The organism is Mycobacterium shunyiense (genome assembly GCF_058270075.1).
The window spans coordinates 1-1,000 of the sequence record NZ_JBZDPU010000045.1; the positions used below are offsets into that span (position 1 = coordinate 1).

The following is a 1,000-nucleotide window of genomic DNA, read 5'->3' on the forward strand; positions in this document are numbered from 1 at the left end:
GGTCCACACGTAGGGACGGGGATTGTCGTTCCAGGTATCGATCCAGGCCCGGATGTCGGCGTTGAGTTGACGCACCGAGGTGTGGGTGCCGCGGCGCAGCTTCTTGGTGGTCAGCTCAGAAAACCAGCGCTCGACCAGGTTGAGCCACGAGGAACTGGTCGGTGTGAAATGCAGTACGAACCGTGGATGATTTGTCAGCCACCGCTTCACCGCCGGGGTCTTGTGCGTGGAGGCGTTGTCGAGCACGACGTGGCAGTCCAGATCCTCGGGGACCTCGGCATCGATCTTCTTCAGGAACGTCAAGAACTCCTGGGACCGGTGCCGGGCATGCAATGAGCCGATGACCTTGCCCGTGGCCAGATCCAGCGCCGCGTACAGGCTTGAGGTGCCGTGCCGGACGTAGTCGTGACTGGCCCGGGCAGGGGTGCCGGGCAGCATCGGGAACACCGGCTGAGTCCGGTTGAGGGCCTGGATCTGGGTTTTCTCGTCGACGCACAGCACCACCGCACGTTCGGGCGGATCCAAATACAGTCCGACGACATCGCGCACCTTCTCCACGAACAGCGGATCCTTGGACAGTTTCCACGAATCTTGTTTGTGCGGAGCTAATCCGAACGCCCGCCAGACCCGCGAGACCATCGACTGACTCAAGCCCAGGTGCTCGGCCATCGACCGGGTCGACCAGTGTGTGGCATCGGGTGGAGTGGTCTCCAACGTCGCGGTGATCAATTCCTTGATCCGCTCATCACCGACGACACGGGGCCGGCCCGGCCGCGGCTCATCCAACAAACCGTCGCACCGGTACTCGGCAAATCTGTTGCGCCACTTGCGAACCGTGCTGCGATCAAGCTCCAATCGGTCGGCCACCTCAACATTGGTCCCGCCATCGGAGGCAGCCAGCACGATCCGCGCCCGCAACGCCAACCCCGCAGCGCTGGTGCGTCGACGAGTCCACCCTTCCAACTCCGCACGCTCATCATCGGTCAACACGATCTGAGCT

Annotated in this window: 1 protein-coding gene; it reads right to left on the reverse strand. The window is 62.9% G+C overall.

The annotated features are described in order from the left end of the window. On the reverse strand, positions 1-1,000 hold a 1,000-nt coding region (locus AC4ELH_RS35270; RefSeq protein ID WP_498889585.1), incomplete at both ends, for an IS630 family transposase.